This is a genomic window from Microbacterium sp. 4R-513 (assembly GCF_011046485.1).
GTDB lineage: Bacteria > Actinomycetota > Actinomycetes > Actinomycetales > Microbacteriaceae > Microbacterium.
Genome location: NZ_CP049256.1, coordinates 1,630,551 through 1,648,076 on the forward strand (window position 1 = coordinate 1,630,551; position 17,526 = coordinate 1,648,076).

16 protein-coding genes are annotated in these 17,526 nt (G+C 71.2%); 11 read left to right on the forward strand and 5 right to left on the reverse strand.

Going from position 1 to position 17,526, the window contains the following annotated elements; translation table 11 throughout:
* The first annotated feature begins 47 nt into the window (after positions 1-47).
* The 6 genes from G5T42_RS07100 (at position 48) to G5T42_RS07125 (ending at position 7,015) form a co-directional block, all read left to right on the forward strand.
* On the forward strand, positions 48-824 hold the full coding sequence (locus G5T42_RS07100) for an electron transfer flavoprotein subunit beta/FixA family protein (RefSeq protein WP_165127182.1): 777 nt from the start codon (positions 48-50) through the stop codon (positions 822-824).
* Between the two features lie 10 nt (positions 825-834).
* Positions 835-1,809, forward strand: coding sequence for an electron transfer flavoprotein subunit alpha/FixB family protein (locus tag G5T42_RS07105; protein ID WP_165127184.1), 975 nt, complete (start codon positions 835-837; stop codon positions 1,807-1,809).
* A gap of 6 nt (positions 1,810-1,815) precedes the next feature.
* Positions 1,816-3,777, forward strand: a complete 1,962-nt coding sequence (locus G5T42_RS07110; protein ID WP_347104374.1) for a cytochrome b/b6 domain-containing protein — start codon at positions 1,816-1,818, stop codon at positions 3,775-3,777.
* Positions 3,778-4,176: 399 nt separating this feature from the next.
* A complete protein-coding gene (locus tag G5T42_RS07115) occupies positions 4,177-5,442 on the forward strand; it encodes a histidine kinase (RefSeq protein WP_165127186.1) in 1,266 nt (421 codons plus the stop codon).
* A complete protein-coding gene (locus tag G5T42_RS07120; protein WP_165127188.1) occupies positions 5,430-6,134 on the forward strand; it encodes a response regulator transcription factor in 705 nt (234 codons plus the stop codon). Before G5T42_RS07115 ends, G5T42_RS07120 begins: the two co-directional genes overlap by 13 nt.
* Positions 6,131-7,015, forward strand: coding sequence for a DUF4097 family beta strand repeat-containing protein (locus tag G5T42_RS07125; RefSeq protein WP_165127190.1), 885 nt, complete (start codon positions 6,131-6,133; stop codon positions 7,013-7,015). Before G5T42_RS07120 ends, G5T42_RS07125 begins: the two co-directional genes overlap by 4 nt.
* A 92-nt stretch (positions 7,016-7,107) precedes the next feature.
* Here G5T42_RS07125 and G5T42_RS07130 read toward each other — a convergent pair whose 3' ends face one another.
* A complete protein-coding gene (locus tag G5T42_RS07130) occupies positions 7,108-7,614 on the reverse strand; it encodes a GNAT family N-acetyltransferase (protein WP_165127192.1) in 507 nt (168 codons plus the stop codon).
* Between the two features lie 182 nt (positions 7,615-7,796).
* On the opposite strand from G5T42_RS07130, the gene G5T42_RS07135 reads away from it, so the two are divergent.
* On the forward strand, positions 7,797-8,357 hold the full coding sequence (locus G5T42_RS07135) for an acyl-CoA thioesterase (protein WP_165127194.1): 561 nt from the start codon (positions 7,797-7,799) through the stop codon (positions 8,355-8,357).
* Positions 8,358-8,382: 25 nt separating this feature from the next.
* Here G5T42_RS07135 and G5T42_RS07140 read toward each other — a convergent pair whose 3' ends face one another.
* On the reverse strand, positions 8,383-8,682 hold the full coding sequence (locus tag G5T42_RS07140) for a hypothetical protein (protein ID WP_165127196.1): 300 nt from the start codon (positions 8,680-8,682) through the stop codon (positions 8,383-8,385).
* 130 nt (positions 8,683-8,812) lie between these two features.
* Positions 8,813-9,124 carry an ATP-dependent DNA ligase gene (locus G5T42_RS07145; RefSeq protein ID WP_165127198.1) on the reverse strand — a complete coding sequence of 104 codons (312 nt, stop codon included), beginning with the start codon at positions 9,122-9,124 and terminating at the stop codon, positions 8,813-8,815.
* Positions 9,125-9,295: 171 nt separating this feature from the next.
* Between G5T42_RS07145 and G5T42_RS07150 the strand changes: the two genes are divergently transcribed.
* A complete protein-coding gene (locus G5T42_RS07150; RefSeq protein ID WP_165127200.1) occupies positions 9,296-10,072 on the forward strand; it encodes an EAL domain-containing protein in 777 nt (258 codons plus the stop codon).
* Positions 10,073-10,145: 73 nt separating this feature from the next.
* Here G5T42_RS07150 and G5T42_RS07155 read toward each other — a convergent pair whose 3' ends face one another.
* The gene (locus G5T42_RS07155; protein ID WP_165127202.1) at positions 10,146-10,409 is read right to left on the reverse strand and encodes a hypothetical protein; all 264 of its coding nucleotides are present in this window, start codon (positions 10,407-10,409) and stop codon (positions 10,146-10,148) included.
* A 48-nt stretch (positions 10,410-10,457) separates the two neighbouring features.
* Between G5T42_RS07155 and G5T42_RS07160 the strand changes: the two genes are divergently transcribed.
* Positions 10,458-10,769: a hypothetical protein gene (locus G5T42_RS07160; protein WP_165127204.1), complete on the forward strand. Its 312-nt coding sequence runs from the start codon at positions 10,458-10,460 to the stop codon at positions 10,767-10,769.
* Here the strand turns inward: G5T42_RS07160 and G5T42_RS07165 are convergent.
* Entirely contained in the window at positions 10,761-12,710 is a 1,950-nt protein-coding gene (locus tag G5T42_RS07165; protein ID WP_165127206.1) for a sensor domain-containing diguanylate cyclase, read from the reverse strand. The genes G5T42_RS07160 and G5T42_RS07165 overlap by 9 nt on opposite strands.
* 237 nt (positions 12,711-12,947) lie before the next feature.
* Between G5T42_RS07165 and G5T42_RS07170 the strand changes: the two genes are divergently transcribed.
* Positions 12,948-13,559 (forward strand): hypothetical protein, encoded by a 612-nt coding sequence (locus tag G5T42_RS07170; RefSeq protein ID WP_165127208.1) that lies wholly within the window; start codon positions 12,948-12,950, stop codon positions 13,557-13,559.
* A gap of 108 nt (positions 13,560-13,667) precedes the next feature.
* A complete protein-coding gene (locus G5T42_RS07175; RefSeq protein WP_165127210.1) occupies positions 13,668-17,516 on the forward strand; it encodes a bifunctional proline dehydrogenase/L-glutamate gamma-semialdehyde dehydrogenase in 3,849 nt (1,282 codons plus the stop codon).
* The last annotated feature ends 10 nt before the right edge of the window (positions 17,517-17,526 follow it).

Below are 17,526 nucleotides of genomic sequence, written 5' to 3' on the forward strand. Positions count from 1 at the left end.
GGGCGATGCCGCCGCATAGACTCGATCCGACGAAGGAGCGCACGCGTATGAAGATCGTTGTCCTGGTCAAGGAGGTCCCGGACACCTGGGGTGATCGCAAGCTGAACCTCGAGACCGGTCTTGCCGACCGCGGGGCGAGCGAAGCGGTCTTGGACGAGATCGGCGAGCGGGCCCTCGAGGTCGCGCTGTCGTACGCCGACAAGCATCCCGGGACCGAGGTCGTCGTCCTGTCGATGGCGCCGGAGTCCGCCGCCAACACCCTTCGCAAGGGCCTGCAGATGGGCGCTGCGTCGGCGGTGCAGGTCGTCGACGACGGGCTTCTCGGAGCCGACCTCGGCCTCACTGCCGAGGTGCTCGCGGCGGCCCTGCAGCGCATCGGGTACGACCTCGTCATCGGCGGCAACCTCTCCACGGACGGCGTCGGAGGGGTCATCCCCGCGATGATCGCCGAGCTGCTCGGAGTTCCCGGCCTCGGATGGCTCAACTCCGTCGAGATCGATGACGGCACGGTGTCGGGAGAGCGGGCGTCGGACGGTGCGACCATACGCGTCTCGGCGCCCCTGCCGGCGGTGATCTCGATCACAGAGGCGCTGCCCGATGCGCGCATGGCCAACTTCAAGGGCATCATGGCGGCCAAGAAGAAGCCGTTCGAGACACTGTCGCTCGCGGATCTCTCCGTCGAGGCAGAGGACCACAGCGCCGCGCACTCGATCGTCATCGCCTTGAGCGAGAAGCCGCCGCGCGCGGCTGGCGTCAAGATCGTCGACGAGGGCGACGCGGGCGAGAAGCTCGCCGAGTTCCTCCTCCAGAACCGGCTCGCGTAAGGACGGCGACATGACGGAATTCGCTGCGGACTCGATCCTCGTCCTGCTGGACGTCACGCCCTCGGGCGAACTGGCCAAATCGTCGGCGGGACTGCTCGGCGCTGCCGCGTCGGTCGGCACGCCGGTCGCGCTCATCGTGTCGACCGATGCCTCTTCGCTCGCCGCGCAGGCAGGCGACCTCGGCGCAGCGGCCGTGCTGACGGCCGACGGCGACTCGTCGCTTCTCACGGTGCCGCGCGTGGATGCGCTGACTGCTGCGGCCGATCTCGTGCGGCCCGACGCGATTCTCGTCTCGAACTCGATCGAGGGCCGCGAGGTGGCGGGCCGGTTCGCCGCGCGCAGCCGCTCCGGACTCTGCGTCGACGTCGTCGGGATCTCGCGCGACGCCGAGGGCGTCGTGGCGCACCACTCCGTCTACGGAGGCGCGTACAACGTCGACGCCGCCGTCACGTGGGGCGCTCCCGTCATCACCGTCCGCCAGGGCGCGATCGAGGCGCGTGCCGAGTCCCGCACGCCGGAGGTCGAAGTCCTGAGCGTCCCGGCATCCGGGCGGCCCGCGGCATCCGTCGACTCCGTCGAAGAGGCCGTCGTCGCGTCGTCGCGTCCCGAGCTCCGCGGAGCCACGAAGGTCGTCTCGGGCGGTCGCGGGCTGGGGTCGGGCGAGAAGTTCGCCCTGGTCGAGCAGCTCGCCGACACCCTCGGCGCAGCGGTCGGCGCATCGCGCGCCGCCGTCGACGCGGGCTACGTGCCGCAGTCGTATCAGGTCGGTCAGACCGGCGTCTCGGTGTCGCCGCAGCTGTATGTCGCTCTCGGCATCTCCGGGGCGATCCAGCACAAGGCCGGCATGCAGACGGCGAAGACGATCGTCGCGATCAACAAGGACGGGGATGCCCCGATCTTCGAGATCGCGGACTTCGGCGTCGTCGGCGACATCTTCACCGTGGTGCCGCAGCTCATCGCGGCCCTCGAAGCGGAGAAGGCCTAGCGGCTCGTGGCGACGTTCGCGCGGTCGATCCGTCGAGGCCTGCCCCGCACGGCGGGCGGCGAGGCCTGGCCCTCCGTCGCGGACGCGCCGGGCGTGGACGGCGACGGAGCCGGCACCCGCGCCGGGATGGATGCGGCCGACCTTCATCCGCGGCACATCGCGGGTGCGACGGATGCCGAGCCGCACAGTGCCGCGGGCGAGCCCGAAACCGTGAGCCTTCCGCCGCGGCAAATGGCGGGTGTCACGGATGCCGAGTCGCACAGTGCCGCGGGCGAGATGGCGACCACGGGCACCGCCCGCGGCGTGACGACCCTGCGGCGCGGGCTCCCGCGTGTGCCGGGCGGGGAGCCGTGGCCGCCGCCCGCGGAGTTGTCCGCCGCGCCCGCATCGCCCGGTGCCACAACCCCCGCCGCTGAGCTTGTCGAAGCGTCGAACACGAGCCCCTCGCCGCTGACGCCGGCGGAGCCTGCGGCGCCCGCTGGTTCGGCGATCGACGCTTCGACAAGCTCAGGGACCGGGGAAGGCGTTGCGGCGCCTGCTGTCGGCGCGGGGGACGGGTCGTTGCGCCGTGGTCTTCCGCGGGTTCCGGGTGGAGAGCCATGGCCCGCGTCCTCGGCCGTGCGCGTCGCACGGACTGCCGAAGCACCGGCGACCTCCGGGGCGCCCGCGTTCGACCCTTCGACAAGCTCAGGGACCGGGCAAGAGATCGAGGGCGAGGTGGCCGAAGTGCGGCATGTCCGCCGCGGCCTGCCGCGCCCCGCAGCCTCCGCCGCTGCAGCGGCCGCCACCGCCGCCCCCGCACCCCCCGCCGCTGCAGCGGCAACGCCCGCCATCGCCACCCCCGAAGCCCCCGCCGCACCGGCCGCCGTCGCCGCCGCACCTCCCGTCGCGGCAGCCAGCACCCCCGCCGCCGTTGCTGCACCGGCCGCGGCAGCGACAACCGTCGCAGTGCCGGCGGCCGAGGCATCCGTCGTCGCCGCCGCACGCGCCCCGCTGCCGTTCACCCGCACCGTCTGGCCCGGCTCCGCCGCAGTGAGCCGGCCCGTGCCGAGACCCGAGCCGAAGCGCTACGGACCCTTCACGCGCGCCCAGTGGGCCGGTGCCGTCGTGGTGGGGGGAGCCGGGCTCCTGTTCGCCGCCGCCATGGTCATCCTGGCGACGCGGTGGTTCCTGAGCCTCGAGTTCATGCAGGAGTTCCTCGCCGCCTACCCGGGCGAGTATCCGCTGCCCGAGGGGGCGCCGGTGGGCATCCCGCCGTGGCTCGGCTGGCAGCACTTCTTCAACACGTTCCTGATCGTGCTCATCATCCGCTCGGGCCTCCAGGTGCGCACCGAGAAGCGGCCGAGCGTGTTCTGGTCGCCGCGCAACAACAACCGGCGCAAGATCAGCCTCAACCTCTGGTTCCACCAGTCGCTCGACATCCTGTGGATCGTGAACGGCGTCCTGTTCGTCGTGCTCCTGTTCGTGACCGGTCAGTGGATGAAGATCGTGCCGACGAGCTGGGCCGTGTTCCCGAACGCCCTCTCGGCGCTCCTGCAGTACGTGTCGCTCGACTGGCCGACCGAGAACGGCTGGGTCAACTACAACTCGCTGCAGCAGCTCGCGTACTTCGCCACGGTCTTCCTCGCGGCGCCGCTGGCGATCCTCACGGGCGTGCGCATGAGCGGCGTGTGGCCGAAGAACGCCCAGCGGCTCAGCAAGGCCTACCCGATCGAGTGGGCGCGCGCGGTGCACTTCCCCGTGATGATCTACTTCGTCCTCTTCATCATCGTCCACGTGACCCTCGTCTTCGCGACCGCTGCGCTGCGCAACCTCAATCACATGTACGCGTCGCAGGATGCCGTGAACTGGGTCGGCTTCTGGATCTTCGTCGCGAGTCTCGTCGTCATCGCCGCGGGCTGGGTCGCCGCACGACCTCTCGTGCTCGCACCGATCGCTCGGCTCTTCGGCAAGGTCAGCGGGCGCTGAGTCGCCGAGCGGCCGGGAATGTACACGGCCGTCTTTCCGGAATCAACCCCCCTCACACGCCCGCCGAGAGGCGCGCATAATCGCCCTCTCGACCCGTTCTTGGGAACGCGATGGCCGTCGGCGAGAGCCGATGATGCGTTGACGGGGCGAGAGAGTGAATGGGGAACTCGTGCACCACAGGTGTCCAGTCGCAACACCCGTCGCGGCGCTCAGCATCGCCGCGCGCGGTGGCGCTGTGGTTCGGAATGCCCTCCAGTGGGGAGGACGCCCGGGCATCGCCGCCCGGCGACGTCCTCCCCGCTGATCCCTCAGCCGCGGCTTCGCACCGGGGGATAACCCGAAGAGAAGACTCCGGATGCCTCGGGAGCGCCCACGAGGGCCCCGTCCTACCGTTGAGGCATGACTTCACAAGCGCCCGCCCCCGCGGGCTCCATCGCATCACCGCCACGCGTCGCCGGTGCCGTCGCCCAGCTCGCGGCGCTCGGTGTCATCGGCCCCGCGCTGTTCGGCATCCTCTTCGCGCTCCTCGGCCTCGGCCTCGGGCTCATCCCCGTCCTCCTGATCGGGGTGCTCTTCCTCGTAGCCCTCGTCTACGCGCTCTTCGGCGTCGGGTGGCTGGAAGCGGCACGCGTCGACGGGCTGTACGACTTCGGCCTCCCGCCCCGCCGCCTCCGCACGAGCGGACGGCCCGGCTTCGGCGGCTTCCTGCGCACGCTGTGGCTGCAGACGATCGACCCCTCCACGTGGCGGGCGATCGCCAACCTCGCGGTCTCGACGGTCCTCGGCTGGATCGTCGTGGTGCTCCTCAGCGTCCTCTCGTCGGGCATCGTCCTCGCCTTCGCACCCCTGTACGCCCGCGCCGATGTCGTGCCGCTGGCCCGCACCGGCCTCGAGTTCCCCATCGCGTGGGCCGTGCCCGCCGGGATCCTGGCTGCCCTCATCTCGGCCGCGGCGATCGTCGGGCTGGCGCTGCTCCACGGCATCCTGTGCCGCGCGATCATGGTCCCCTCACGCGAGGCGCAGCTCGCCGAGGCCGCTCGCACGTCCAACGTGCAGCGGGCGGGAGCCGTCCACGCCGCCGACGTCGAGCGCACGCGCATCGAGCGCGACCTGCATGACGGAGTCCAGCCGCGGCTCGTCTCGGTCGGCATGACGCTCGGCCTCGCCCAGCAGAAGATCGACAGCGACCCCGAGGCCGCGAAGGCGCTCCTGACCGAGGCGCACACGTCCACGAAGGCGGCCATCACCGAGCTTCGGCAGCTGGCCCGCGGCATCCACACGTCCGTCCTCGACGATCGGGGACTGGATGCCGCGCTCTCGGCGCTCGCCGCCCGCTCGGTGGTGCCGGTGCATCTCGATGTGCGCCTCGACGGCCGCTGCAGCCGAGAGACCGAGGCGGCCGCGTACTTCGCGATCGCCGAAGCCCTGACCAACGCCGCGAAGCACTCGCGGGGCACGGAGGTGCGGGTCGTCGTGCGGCTCCGTGACGGGAACACGCTGTGGGCCCGCGTCGAGGACAACGGCATCGGCGGCGCCCGGGTGATCCCCGGCGGCGGGCTGGACGGCATCGTGCATCGCGTGCTCGCGGCACGCGGCGAGGCCCGCATCGACAGCCCGCTCGGCGGACCGACGACGGTGGAGGTGAGCATCCCGTGCGCATCCTGATCTGCGAGGACTCGGCGCTGCTGCGCGAAGGCCTCGTGCGCGTGCTCGAAGACGCCGGCCACGAAGTGGTCGCCGCTCTTCCCGACGCGGTCCACCTCGAAGACACCGTCGCCGAGACCTCGCCGGAGCTCTGCATCCTCGACGTCCGGCTCCCGCCGACCTGGACCGACGAGGGTATCCGCGCCGCGCTCGCCCTGCGGGCGACCCGGCCGGATCTGCCCCTCCTGGTGCTGTCCCAGTATGTGGAGGAGCGCTACGCGTCCGACCTCATCTCCGCGAAGGGAGCCGCGCTCGGCTACCTCCTCAAGGACCGCGTCGCCGACGTGACCGACTTCCTCGACGCGATCGCTCGGATCGGCGGCGGGGCGACCGTCCTCGACCCCGAGGTCGTCGCGCAGCTGCTCAGCAGGCGGACGAGGGACGAACGGATGCTGCGGCTCACCGACCGCGAGTCATCCGTCCTCGCTCTCATCGCCGAAGGGCGGTCGAACCAGGCGATCGCCAGATCCCTCTTCATCTCGGAGGGCAGCGTCGAGAAGCACGTGACGTCGCTCTTCCAGAAGCTCGATCTCGAGCAGGACGAATCCGGCAACCGGCGGGTGCTCGCAGCGCTCGCTCACCTCGAACACGGCGGCCCCCGGTCGCAATCCGACCGCGGCGGCGCCGCCCCGCAGACAGGAGCATCCCGATGAGCACTACCCTGACCCCGCCCCCCGCCGGCACCGACGTCCCGCCGCCCGCCGGTCCGCCGCCGGCCGGCCCGCCCCCGGCCGGTCCGCCCACGCGCGGCTCGTCGCGCGTCGTGGCGATCATCGTCATCGCCTTCGGCGCCCTCGTCGTGCTCGGGGCGATCGTCTCGGCCGTCGTCGGCACGATCGCCGCGGCATCGGTCCACACGACCGTCCGCTCGGTCGAGGCGTCGGGCGTCGACGACCTCGACGTGGACGTCGCTGCGGGATCGCTGCGCGTCGTGTACGCCGACGTCAACGAGGCGGAGCTCGAGGTGACCGGCACCTGGGGCGCCGACCGCTGGACCCTCCGACGCGACGACGACACGCTCGTCGTCGCCACTCCCGACGGGTGGTCGAACTGGTTCGGCAGCGGGTGGATCTTCGGCGGCACGGGCGACGCCGTGCTGCGCCTGCCGCAGTCGCTCGAAGGGACCGACGCCGACTTCTCGCTCGCGGCGGGCGAGCTCACCGCCGACGGGGAGTTCGGCGAGATGCAGCTCGACCTCGGAGCGGGCAGGGCCACGATCGACGGGTCGGCCACTTCGCTGGACGCGCAGATCAGCGCGGGAGCCGGCGACCTCGACCTCGAGGGCGTCGACGAGGCCACGCTCTCCGTCTCCGCCGGTTCGCTGGCCGTCGTCCTGTCCGGTTCCCAGCCGAGCGTCGTCGACCTCGACGTGAGCTCGGGCTCCGCCCGGCTGACCGTCCCGGAAGGCGAGTACGAGGTCACGTCCGACGTGTCGGCGGGCGACCTCGACAACGGCCTGGGCTCGACCCCCGGCGCCGACAGCACGATCCGCGTGCAGGTCTCGGCGGGGCAGGCGGTCCTCCGCGCGTCCTAGGATGCGGCATCCGTTCCCGGGTGGCTTCCCCGGGAACGACGAGGGGCCCGGCCGATCGGCCGGGCCCCTCGATGTCGGTCGCGTCAGTGCGCTCAGCGCACGAAGCGCACCTCCGTCAGCGTCTCGCCGAGGAAGGGCTCGGTGTGCGAGGCGCCGTCGAGCGCGAAGCCGTTGCGCGTGTAGAAGCGGTGCGCGCGCGGGTTGTCTTCGGCGACCCAGAGGTACAGGCCCTCGCCGGTCTCGGTGACGGCGTCGAACAGGCGCTGGCCGATGCCGGTGCCGTGCCAGGCGTCGAGCAGGTAGATGAAGTAGAGCTCGCGGAACCGCGGTGCGTCCTTGTCACGGGCGGGGCCGGAGCCGGCGAAGCCCACGATCTCGCCGTCGACGAGCGCGGCGAACATCTTGAACTCGGGGCCCTGAACGGCCCAGTGCGTCCACAGCTCGGCCATGCGACGCGGGGAGATCTTCTCCAGCGCGGCCTTGCTGATGAGGTGGTCGTAGGTCTCGTGCCAGCACGTCGCGTGAACGCGGCCGAGAGCCTCGGCGTCGACGTCCCGCACCGGACGGACGACGATGTCGGTCTGCAGTTCGGCTTCCATGGGCTGACTCTACGCGCGGCTCCCCGAGGCGCGAAATCCGCGGGATGCCGCGCCGCATACGCTCCATTCCGAGTGCGCAATCGTCACCATCGTGTCGGAATACGGCCCCCGCGAGGCTGCCCGCCAGCGGGGTTCTACAACCGAATCGGAATTCCGGGCGGCGGTGGCTACCATCGCTCGACGTGAATGTGATCTGGCGCACCCTGCTCGTCACCCTCGGCGCTCGACTTCGCGTGCGCCTCGGCCGGACCCTGGCCCCGACGGCGGTCAGTCGCATCCGTCTCACGACACTGCCGACCGATATCGATGTGCTCCGCCACATGAACAACGGCCGATACCTGTCGCTCTTCGATCTCGGCCGCTGGGACCTGCTCGTGCGGACGGGACTGGCCGATGCGATGCGCCGCAACGGCTGGTACGCGGTGGTGTCGAGCGAGACCGTGACCTTCCGCAAGTCGCTCGAGCTGTGGCAGCGCTTCGTCGTCGAGTCGCGTCTGCTCGGGCACGACGACAAGGCCCTGTACCTCGAGCACCGGGCCGTCGTCGACGGCGAGGTCTACGCCCGCGCGATCATCCGGGCCCGCATGCTCAAGCGGAAGGGCGGCACCCTGTCGCACGAGGAACTCTTCGCCGCGGTCGGCCGACCCGACGATCTGCCCGACGTCGAGCCGTGGGTGCACGACTGGGCCGCGGCATCCGCTCTTCCGTCGACGAAAGCGGCAGCGCCCAGCGTCTGGAGCTGACCGCGGCCGTCAGCGGAGGATGGCGTCAGCGGAGGACGGCGTAGAGCGAGAGGCCGAGAGCGATCGCCATCGCGACGTTGATGACGCTGAGCCACAGCGTCCAGACGCGGATCTGCTCGCCGGGATTGCTGAATCCCGTGGCGCCGATCGTTCCGAAGACGGAGGTCACCGACTGCAGGAATCCGGCGCGCGCCGGGCGCGGTGCGTCGGCGCCGAGACCGGTCCGAACGGGGCCGGCGACGGCGACGTGGTGGTCGAGGAGGGTGAAGGGGTGCTGAGGACGGCGGGGCGAGACTCGGGTGTCCAGGGCGTCCAGCTTGGTCATGCCACGACGCTACGTGGCGCCTTCCATCGTGGCTGGTGCTTGACAGTCAGCGACTTGCGAGGTACTCGCGCGGTGCGCGGGTGAAGGATGCTGCGGCTCAGGTGCTGCTGCGGCTCAGGCGCCGCGCCGCTCAGGGGCCCTCGGGCGCTTCCGGCTCCGGCACGATCGAGAGGCCGCCCGGCGAGTTCGCCGACTTGCTCAGCGCGTCGAGCCAGGCGGGGTTCAGGCGGGGCGCCCTGCTGCCGAAGTACTCGAACGCGAGCGGGATGTGGGGGCTGAGCCACACCGACGTCCTGCCGAGGCCCGGACGCATCGGATCGGTCCAGGTGAACGAGAAGGGCTCGCCCCGCCGGAGCTTCGACCAGATGACCGGCTGCAGATGGGCCAGTACCCGGTCGTCGAGCGAGACGGTGAGCTTCGAGTCGTATGTGAGGGTTCCCATCGTCGCTAGCGTATCCGCCGAACGGCCCATCCCGTGAGCGGAGAGCCGCTCATCCTGCCCGGATGAAGCCTGTCACGGGGCGGCCCGGAGGGTGTGGCGGAGCATTATACGATCTTTCGGGCACGGCGTCGGGTGTTGCGCGTGCACGTGAGATACGGGGAGCCTGAATCCATGAACAGCTCAGCGATGCTTTCCGCCGAGCTGCGTGAAGCAGTGACGACGGGCGGGCTGACGGTCGAGTACCAGCCCCTCTTCGCGCTCTCCGAGGACGGTCTGCCGCTGCATCCTGTGGCCGTGGAGGCGCTGTGCCGCTGGATGCATCCGCTGCTCGGCCGCATCGTGCCGGACCGCTTCATCCCGCTCGCCGAGCGCGTAGGGCTCATCGGGGACATCGGTGCCCGGGTGCTCGAGACCGCCGGCGCCCAGGTGAGCGCGTGGCAGCGCGCGGGCCACCACGTGGGCCTGTCGATCAACGCTTCTCCGTCGCAGTTCTCCGCCGAGTTCGTCGACACCGTGGCGATCCGCGCCAAGGAGCTGGGCCTCGAACCCGGCACCCTGACGATCGAGATCACCGAGGCGCCGGCGCCCCAGCTGCTGCCGACCGTGGTCGAAGTCCTGCCGCAGCTCAAGGCCAGCGGGATCGGGATCTCGATCGACGACTACGGAGCGGGCGACGTGTCGCTCGACGCACTCGAGGACGTGCCGATCCAGGAGATCAAGATCGACCGCTCGCTCACGCAGCGATCGGATCCGGCCGCGGAGGCGGAGATCGCCGGGGTCGTCACGCGCGCGATGCGCCACGGATGGCGGGTCGTCGCGGAGGGCATCGAGACCCTCGCCGACCTGGAGCGCTCGCGGCAGCGTGGGTGCGATCTCGGGCAGGGCTATCTGCTCGGACGTCCCGTGCCGGCCGACGAGCTCGGTCGCCTGCTCGCGATCGACGACTGAGGCCCGCTCCGGCAGCAGGAAGCGCTCCGCAGAAGCGCGGCGCCGCTGCGCGAAGCCGCTTCGAGGGTCTTGGCTAGAGGTTCAGCTCGCCGTCGGCGTCGACCGTGTCGTCGGCGTGGGTGCCGGGCTGTTCGCCGGCGATGTCGAGCTGCGTCCAGGTGACCGGCATGCCGGGGGAGAAGAGCACCTCGATGCCCGGGCCGCCCCGCAGCGGGGGGATGGTGACGTACCCACCACCCGCCTTGATGGCCTCGAGGATGTCTCGCTTCAGCTCGGAGACAGGCTCGGGGAGGAAGTAGTCGCGGCCATCGACGGTGAGGCGGTTTACGATCGTCACCCCCTCAGCCTAATCACGACCGGCCCCCGGCAACGTAGGATCGACGTGATGGGTACCCTGCACTATGGCTCACCGGCGGTCGAGTTCGCGATCGACGACCGCACTCTGGCACATCTCGAGCTCGTCATCCTGGCGAAGTTCCGGCGTCGCGAAAGCGTGTCCCTCGCCCTCACCGATGGAGCGAACGAGCGACGGCAGGTCATCTGGCTGTCGACGTCGTCGACGCTCCGCTTCGAGTACGACGCCGCCATGCCGGACATCAACCGGGTGTGGCTGCAGGAGCTGGTCGAGGCATCCAACTCTCCGGGCGGTCTCCGACTCCTTCCGGAGCCCGAGCCCGCCCGAGCCACGTCAGCCTGACACCCGCCCCTTGCCCGCTCGCTTCGCGCGGTACATGGCGGAGTCCGCGGCATCCAGCAGCTCGGTCGTCGTGATGCGCGCGCCGGCCGTGGCGACACCCGCGGACGCGGTGATCGCGACGGTCTGGCTCTCGACGGCGATCGGCGCCTCGAGCGACGCGATCGCTCGCGCAGCGACGTCATGGGCGCGTTCGTCGTCGACGCCCAGGCACACGATCACGAACTCGTCCCCGCCCCAGCGCACCACGAGGTCGCTGGACCGAGCGCTCGCGGTGAGCCGCTGACCCACCGCCACGAGCACCGCGTCGCCGGCCTCGTGGCCGTGCGTGTCGTTCACCAGCTTGAAGCCGTCGAGATCGATGAAGACGACGCCCACCCCGACGACCTCTTCGGCGAGCAGCTCGTCGAGGCGGTCCTGCAGGAAGCGACGGTTGTGCAGCCCCGTCAGCGCATCCCTCCACGCGAGCTCGGCGAGTTCGGCCTGCGCCCGCTGCGCGAGCGTGGAGCGGATGTCTTCGCCGAGCTCGAGGATGTCCTCCAGGTGCGGGCCCCAGGGAGCACTCCGACCCGTGGCGCTCTCGCGCCAGGCCGAGAACGACCGCCGCGGGGAGAGGGCGTGCTCGCGGTTCGCGGCTCCCTGATCGCCGAGCCACGCGACCTCCTGCGCCACCTCGCCCCGGACGAACACGAGCCAGTCGCCGTCCTCGAGGAGGGGCACTGCAGCGAGGCCCGCTACTCCCGGGAGCTCCACCGCGAACTCCGGATGCTCGAGCGGGAGCGAATCGGAGACGAACGGTGCAGGGGGCAGCTCGTCGAGGATCCGTGACATGGACCGCTCGGAGGGCGCGGTGCCCGCGGAGTGGATGGAGCCGCCGATCCGCAGGTATGCCCCATCGGCCGGGATGACGTCGAGCACCGTCTTCACGCCGCCGACCAGGATCTCGGCGGGGACGCCTCGTCCGTACAGGGGCGCGACGATGGACGCGCGCCGCTCGCGCGCCTCCAGCTGCCGGCGCAGGCGCTTGATCTCGTTCGCCGATGCGAGCTGCATCGCCACTTGGCTCGCGAGCACCTCGATCGACCGGCGGAGCAGCGGGGGGAGGCGCCGGACGGTCCGGTGGGCGCACGTGAAGAGGCCGACCAGCTCGTCCTGGATGACGAGACCGAAGGACACGGTGGAGGCCTGGCCCATGTTGCGCATGAACTGGAGGTGGTGCGGCGACACGGCTCGGAGCTCCGTGAGCCCGAGGTCGGCGATCGGCGCCTCGGGGAGGAGGCTCAGGACCGCGAGACCGGGATCATCGGTGTCGACGATCGCCCGGGACCGCTTCTCGATGTACAGGGCGCGCGCCTGAGACGGGATGTCGGATGCCGGGAAGTGCAGCCCGAGATACGGCTCCATGTCGGGCTCGCGCTCGTCGGCCACGATCTCGCCATGCCCGTCCGGGTGGAAGTGGTAGCACATCACGCGGTCGAAGCCCGTGATCTCTTTGAGCCGCCGCGCGGCGAAGGTGCGCAGCTCGTCGGCATCGGTGAGGGGAGCGAGGTCCTGGATGGCCGTGACGACTCCCGTCCGGACGTACTCCAGGCCGGGGACGATGGGTTCGAGCTCGACCAGGAGCGGCTCGGTGCCGCGGTGCACGATGACATCCTGCATCTGGCCGTCGAACTCGACCCGCACGGGGTCGACGGCGGCGCCGTGCAGCACGGTCCACGTGAGGGTGTCGTTGCCGAGGTCGCGAAGCCTCTGGCCCAGCCAGCGGTCGGCGTTCTCGCTCGCGAGCACGACCGTCTGGGTGGGCTCGTCGATCCCGAGCAAGGTGCCGTGCCCCTGGATGCGGCCCGGCGTCCGGATCGGCTCGGTGGCGCACAGCTCGAGACGACGCTGCTCGTCGATCTGCCAGTCGCGCTCGTCTTCGCGGGCAGGGGAGATGTCTTCCACGGGGGCTCCTTCTCGCCGGATGGATCGGTGAAACCCCGGCGAAAGCCCCAAGCACCCGTGCGTTGTTCGAGCTTAGACGATTTCGTTTCACTTGGTGAACTATTCGTGGGGAACGGCTAGCGCAGGGTCACGCACGGCGCAAGGGCTTTGCTCGGAGGTGCCCGATGCGGTTCCGTCGTCAGTGGCGCAGCCGGATCGAAACCCCCGCCGGCACGACGCCGCAAAGGAGACCGCACCATGGATTCCACCACCATCATCTGGATCATCATCGCGATCGTCGTGCTCCTGGCGATCGTGGCCGTCGTCGCCTTCTTCGTCATGCGCAACAACAGCGCACGGCGGGCGGAACGCCAGCACGAGCAGGCCGAGGACCTCCGCGCGAAGGCGCGTCAGTCGGCGCTCGCCGCCCAGGAGGTCGAGGCTCGCGAGGCCCAGGCCCGCGCCGATGCCGCCACAGCTGCCGCACAGGCTGAACAGGCCAAGGCCCGTGCGGTTCAGGCGGAGGCCGAGGCGCAGCGCCACGCGGGCGACATCGACGGTCACGCCGCCGAGGCGGCCGAGCACCGCGCGAAGGAGCAGGAGATCCTCCGCAAGGCCGACGACGTCGACCCGTATGTGGGCGACGACCGCACGCCGGACGGGACCGCGCGCGGTCGCGAGGACGTGACGACGGATGCCACGGCCCGCGACCGCGACGTGCACGACGTCCGCCGCGACGACCTTCCCCCGACCGAGGTCCGCGAGACGGACCCCCGAGACGTCGATGCCCATCACGACGAACCCCGCATCGACACAGCCGGCGAGCCCGCCCCCACGACTCGCCGGAGCGGCACGGCTGACCGGCCCTGAGAAGGGTCCAGCCGGATCGCCTGACCCCGCGCCCGGGCATCTCCTCCCTGCACAGCCCGGGCGCGGGGCCGTGCTCTCTTCCCCCTCCGCGCACGTAGGCTTGTGGGCATGGTGACCGACCCTTACCAGGGGGACACCGGCCTCACGTCTCCCGGCGACGATCTCGCCGCGCGTGCCGTGGAACTCGCGCAGCGGTGGATCGCCGAGAGCGCACAGGTCGACGTGGACCCCTCCGCCGAGCGACTCGCCGGCGTCCTGAAAGACCCCAACGGGCTTCCGTTCACGATCGGCTTCGTCGACGGCGTCATGCGCCCCGAGAGCCTGTCGGCCGCGGCATCCAATCTCAGTCGCGTGGCCCCGCTCGTGCCCGACTTCCTCCCCTGGTATCTGCGCGGAGCCGTGCGCGTCGGGGGCACCGTCGCCCCCGTCCTGCCCTCGCCGGTCGTGCCGATCGCGCGGCGCGTGCTGCGCGAGATGGTGGGCCACCTCGTGGTCGACGCGCGGCCCGACAAGCTCGGCCCCGCGATCGCGAAGCTGCGCGAGAGCGGCGCCCGCCTCAACCTCAACCTGCTCGGGGAGGCTGTGCTGGGTGAAGGTGAGGCGCTGCGCCGGCTCGAAGGCATCCATGAGCTCGTCCGACGCCCCGACGTCGACTACGTCTCGGTGAAGGTGTCGGCGATCGCGAGCCACATCTCGATGTGGGCGTTCGACGAGGTCGTCGACAAGGTGGTCGAGCGGCTCCTCCCGCTCTACCTGACGGCGGCCGGCGACCCTTCGACAGGCTCAGTGCAGGCCGCCTCGCAGGGCTCGGCGACCTTCATCAACCTCGACATGGAGGAGTACCGCGATCTCGACCTCACCATCGCGGTGTTCACGCGCATCCTCGCGGATCCGCGGCTGCGCGACCTCGAGGCGGGGATCGTCCTGCAGGCATACCTCCCCGATGCGCTCGGAGCGCTCGATCGGCTGACGTCTTGGGCGAAAGCGCGCGTCGAGGCCGGCGGTGCGCGCATCAAGGTGCGGCTCGTCAAGGGTGCCAACCTCGCCATGGAGCGAGTGGATGCCGTCATGCACGGCTGGTCGCTCGCAACCTACGACTCCAAGCTCGACTCGGACGCGAACTACGTGCGGTGCCTCGACGCCGCGCTCACGCCCGAGAACACGGCGGCCGTCCGCATCGGCGTCGCCGGTCACAACCTCTTCGACATCGCCTACGCCTGGCTCCTCGCGGGCGAGCGCGGAATCCGGGGCGATTCGGCGGGCTCAGGGAAGGCCATCGCGGCGCCGCCCGGCAGCCCGAGCATCGAGTTCGAGATGCTCCTCGGCATGGCGCAGGGCCAGGTCGAGGCCGTCGCGCGCGAGGTCGGGCATGTGCTCCTCTACGTGCCCGTCGTGCGCCCCGACGAGTTCGACGTCGCCATCAGCTACCTGGTGCGCCGCCTCGAGGAGAACGCCTCGAGCGACAACTTCCTGTCGGCCGCCTTCGACCTCGCCGACGACCCGAACATGTTCGCGCGCGAGCGCGACCGCTTCCTCGCGTCTCTCGAGCGCGCCGCCGACCCGGCGCTGCGCACCGGACCGAACCGCAGGCAGGATCGCAAGGGCGCTCCCCGGCCGGCTCCCGAAGGCGGGAGCGAGGGAACCCGGGCGAGCGGGCGCATCCTTCTGCGGGACGCCGGCCCGGCCGAGGAAGACGGCCTCACCCAGGCCGTCATAGGCATCGCCCGCTCGGCGGCCTCGGACGCGGACCTCGGCGACACCCATCCGCTCGAGCAGAGCGTCGAATCGCAGCTGTTCGGCGGTCAGGCGTTCGTCGAGACGGCCGTCTTCTCCCGGCGCGAGACGGCGCTGCGCGCCGCCGGCGCGCCCGGGTTCCGCAATGCATCCGACTCCGATCCCGCGCTTCCTGGGAACCGGGAGTGGGCCCGGGGCATCCTGAGCCGGGTCGATGTGTCGACGGCCGGTGACGCCACGATCGACGCGGCCCGCGTGAGCGATTCGGAGACTCTGCAGGCGATCGTTGCACGGGTCCGGGATGGCGCAGCCGCGTGGGGCGGCAAGCCCGCGGTCGACCGGTCCGCCGTACTGATCGCGGCCGCGCGCGCGCTCGAGGCGCGACGGGGTGAACTCATCGAGGTCGCCGCCTCCGAGACCGGCAAGGTGTTCGCCGAAGCCGATGTCGAGGTGAGCGAGGCCGTCGACTTCGCCAACTACTACGCCGCCACGGCGCGCGAGCTCGACCGCGTGAGCGGCGCCGTGTTCGTGCCCGCGCGGCTCACCGTCGTGACGCCGCCGTGGAACTTCCCGGTCGCGATCCCGGCCGGCGGAGTGCTCGCCGCCCTCGCCGCCGGGTCGGGTGTCGTCTTCAAGCCGGCGCCCCAGGCCCGTCGCTGCGCGGCCGTCGTCGCCGAGGCGCTCTGGGAGGCGGGCGTGCCGCGCGACGTGCTCGCGCTCGTCGACATCGACGAGGGCGAGCTCGGGCAGGAGCTCCTGTCTCACTCCGACGTCGACCGGGTCATCCTGACGGGCTCGTGGGAGACGGCGGCCCTGTTCCGCTCGTGGCGCCCGGAGCTCCCGCTCCTCGCCGAGACGAGCGGCAAGAACGCGATGATCGTCATGCCCTCCGCCGACCTCGACCTCGCGGCATCCGATCTCATCAAGAGCGCGTTCGGGCACGCGGGGCAGAAGTGCTCGGCGGCCTCGCTGGCGATCCTCGTCGGTCCCGTGGGCCGGTCCAAGCGCTTCGCGCGGCAGCTCGTGGATGCCGCGACCTCGCTGCGGGTCGGTCCGCCCTCGGACCCGCTCGCCGAGGTCGGCCCCGTGATCGAGGTGCCGCAGGGGAAGCTCGCCTGGGCGCTCACGACGCTCGAGGACGAGGAGGAGTGGCTCGTCGAGCCCCGCCGCCTGGACTTCGGCCCCGAGACGGCCGGACGCTTCTGGACGCCCGGCATCCGCACCGGCGTGCAGCCGGGCTCCCGCTTCCACCGCGAGGAGTTCTTCGGTCCCGTGCTGGGCATCATGCACGCGTCGTCTCTCGCCCACGCGATCGAGCTGCAGAACGCGGTCGCCTACGGGCTCACGGCCGGGCTCTACACGCAGAACCCCGCCGATCTCGCGCTGTGGCTCGACCGAGTCGAGGCGGGCAACCTCTACGTCAACCGCGGCATCACGGGCGCCATCGTCCAGCGGCAGCCGTTCGGCGGCTGGAAGCGCTCGTCGGTCGGCGCCGGCGCCAAGGCGGGCGGCCCGAACTACCTCATCGGCCTCGGCTCCTGGCGTGCCACGAGCGGTTCACCGACGTCGAAGACGCTGCACCTCCGCGGCCTCGACTCGCGCATCACCGACATCATCGAGGCCGCGCAGCCGTCGCTCGATTTCGAGGCCTTCGAATGGCTGCGGCGCGCGGCGCTGTCGGATGCGATCTCGTGGGACCGCGAGTTCGGGCAGGTCAGGGACGTGTCGCACCTCGGCATCGAGCGCAACCTCTTCCGCTACCGTCCGATCTCGCAGGTCGCGATCCGGGCGACGAAGGATGCCTCGTGGCAGGCGCTCCTGCGTGTCGCCCTCGCCGGGATCCGGTCCGGCGCGGGGCTCACGATCAGCGCGCCGGTCGGCCTCCCCGGCGCGGTGCGCCGCGCGCTCGCCGACCAGCACGTGCCCGTGTTCGTCGAGACCGACGAGCAGTGGCTCGAGCGGATGACGCAGCACGAGGAGGACGGTGAGGGGCACGCGCCGCGCCCCGCGCGGGTGCGGCTCGTGGGCTCTTCGGAGTCCGTCGCCGCCCTGCACCGCGTGCTCGCTGCGGCGGTCGACGGCGACCCCGACATCGCGGTCTACGACAACGAGGTGACGACCGCCGGGCGCCTCGAGCTCCTGCCCTTCCTGCACGAGCAGTCGGTCACGATCACGGCCCACCGCTTCGGTAACCCCGACCACTGGAGCGACGAGGTCATCTGACGGCCGCGAG

Excerpts from the sequence above, each read along its gene's own strand:
- G5T42_RS07100 (WP_165127182.1), top strand. The coding sequence starts at position 48 with ATGAAGATCGTTGTCCTGGTCAAGGAGGTCCCGGACACCTGGGGTGAT.
- G5T42_RS07105 (WP_165127184.1), top strand. The coding sequence starts at position 835 with ATGACGGAATTCGCTGCGGACTCGATCCTCGTCCTGCTGGACGTCACG.
- G5T42_RS07115 (WP_165127186.1), top strand. The coding sequence starts at position 4,177 with ATGACTTCACAAGCGCCCGCCCCCGCGGGCTCCATCGCATCACCGCCA.
- G5T42_RS07125 (WP_165127190.1), top strand. The coding sequence starts at position 6,131 with ATGAGCACTACCCTGACCCCGCCCCCCGCCGGCACCGACGTCCCGCCG.
- G5T42_RS07130 (WP_165127192.1), bottom strand. The coding sequence starts at position 7,614 with ATGGAAGCCGAACTGCAGACCGACATCGTCGTCCGTCCGGTGCGGGAC.
- G5T42_RS07140 (WP_165127196.1), bottom strand. The coding sequence starts at position 8,682 with ATGACCAAGCTGGACGCCCTGGACACCCGAGTCTCGCCCCGCCGTCCT.
- G5T42_RS07145 (WP_165127198.1), bottom strand. The coding sequence starts at position 9,124 with ATGGGAACCCTCACATACGACTCGAAGCTCACCGTCTCGCTCGACGAC.
- G5T42_RS07150 (WP_165127200.1), top strand. The coding sequence starts at position 9,296 with ATGAACAGCTCAGCGATGCTTTCCGCCGAGCTGCGTGAAGCAGTGACG.
- G5T42_RS07160 (WP_165127204.1), top strand. The coding sequence starts at position 10,458 with ATGGGTACCCTGCACTATGGCTCACCGGCGGTCGAGTTCGCGATCGAC.
- G5T42_RS07170 (WP_165127208.1), top strand. The coding sequence starts at position 12,948 with ATGGATTCCACCACCATCATCTGGATCATCATCGCGATCGTCGTGCTC.
- G5T42_RS07175 (WP_165127210.1), top strand. The coding sequence starts at position 13,668 with ATGGTGACCGACCCTTACCAGGGGGACACCGGCCTCACGTCTCCCGGC.